The sequence below is a fragment of the Burkholderia sp. Ac-20379 genome (assembly GCF_017104645.1).
Lineage (GTDB): Bacteria > Pseudomonadota > Gammaproteobacteria > Burkholderiales > Burkholderiaceae > Burkholderia.
Genome location: NZ_JAAGPF010000688.1, coordinates 1 through 1,527 on the forward strand (window position 1 = coordinate 1; position 1,527 = coordinate 1,527).

The following is a 1,527-nucleotide window of genomic DNA, read 5'->3' on the forward strand; positions in this document are numbered from 1 at the left end:
TGCTCTTCCGATCCTCGCCCGGCTCGCGCCCGACGACGCCAGCGCCGACGCCGCCCGGCTGCGCGCGCCCACGCTCGCGCATCGCGACTGGATCCGCGCCGACGAGCGCCGCCATGCGCTGCGCCACCACTGGGAGCGGCTGTTCCGCGATTACGACGTGGTGCTGACGCCGGTCGCGCCCACGCCCGCGTTCCATCACAACCGCAGCGAGCCGAAGGACGAGCGCACCTACCCGGTCGCCTATGCCGGCGGCGTGCGCGACGTGCCGTTCTTCGAGCTGTTCTACTGGGCCGGGCTGCCGGTGCTGCCGGGGCTGCCCGCCACGAGCTTTCCGGTGGGATTCGACGCCGCCGGGCTGCCGATCGGCGCGCAGGTGATGGGGGCGTATCTGGAAGACCGCACGACCATCGCGTTCGCGCGCGCGTTCGAGGCGCACCACGGCGGCTTCGTCGCGCCGCCCGATTTCCTGCCGCCGGCCTGACGCCGGGCCGTTGCGCGCCGCATTGGAGAAACCGGCGCGATAACGGCATCCCTAGCCAGGGCGGCAATGCGCCGGCCCCGCCGTCCAACCCGGCAGGCGCGGCGCGCGCACGCGTGCCCCGAACGCGTTCACAAGACGCGCAGCAGCCCGCACACCCCCACCGTCGCGGCCGACAGGATCGCCACGCCGAGCACCAGCCCGGCCAGATGCGCGCCGAGCGTCTGCCAGGCGAGCGCGTTGGCGTCGGCGTCGGCTGCGTCGGGCCGCGCGCGGGAAGCGCCGGCGCGATCGGTTGGGTCGGCCGGGTCGGTCGGGTCGGTCAGATAAGGCATCGCCGCTCCTGCTCAGAGGGATGGAAGGGATGGGAGGCGGCCGCTTGCGAGGCGGGCCGGATGACGTTAGCGTGTCACACCGACCGGTTGCGAAAAACGGGCCGCGCCATATTTCAACGATGACAAAAACGAATGGTTCCCGATGAAAACACTCGATCTCGAAGCGGTTCAGGCCTTCGTGCTGGTGGCCGACCTGCGCAGCTTCACGCGCGCGGCGGACGCGCTCGACAGCACCCAGTCGGCGGTCAGCCTCAAGCTCAAGCGTCTGGAGGAGCGGCTCGGCCATCGTCTCGTCGAGCGCACGCCGCGCATGGTGCGGCTCTCGCCGAAGGGCGAGATATTCCTGCGTTCGGCGCGTGCGCTGCTGGCCGCGCACGACGAGGCGCTCGGCGTGCTCGCGCGCGAGCGCACCACGCTGAAGGTGGGCATCAGCCATCACATCGTCGGGCCGGATCTGCCGCTGGTGCTGCGGCACGTGCATCGCGCCGATCCGGGGCTGCTGGTGGAAATGCGCGTGGCCAGCTCGCGCGACGTGGAAGCCGATTTCGACGGCGGCGCGCTCGACGCCGCGCTGGTGCTGCGCCACGACGACAGCCGCCGCGACGGCGACACGCTGCAGGCCGAGCCGTTCGGCTGGATGGCCGCGCCCGACTGGGTGCGGCGCGACGGCGAACCGCTGCGGATCGCGACCCAGGCCGCGCCGTGCCGGGTGCG

Annotated in this window: 3 protein-coding genes; 2 read left to right on the plus strand and 1 reads right to left on the minus strand. The window is 72.4% G+C overall.

The annotated features are described in order from the left end of the window. Positions 1 to 481, plus strand: a 481-nt coding sequence (locus G3N92_RS33965; RefSeq protein WP_241015203.1) for an amidase family protein, incomplete at its 5' end; no start/stop codon positions are given. A gap of 128 nt (positions 482 to 609) precedes the next feature. Here the strand turns inward: G3N92_RS33965 and G3N92_RS33970 are convergent. Further along, a complete protein-coding gene (locus G3N92_RS33970; RefSeq protein WP_206131860.1) occupies positions 610 to 813 on the minus strand; it encodes a hypothetical protein in 204 nt (67 codons plus the stop codon). 142 nt (positions 814 to 955) lie between these two features. Between G3N92_RS33970 and G3N92_RS33975 the strand changes: the two genes are divergently transcribed. After that, on the plus strand, positions 956 to 1,527 hold a 572-nt coding region (locus G3N92_RS33975), incomplete at its 3' end, for a LysR family transcriptional regulator (RefSeq protein WP_206131861.1).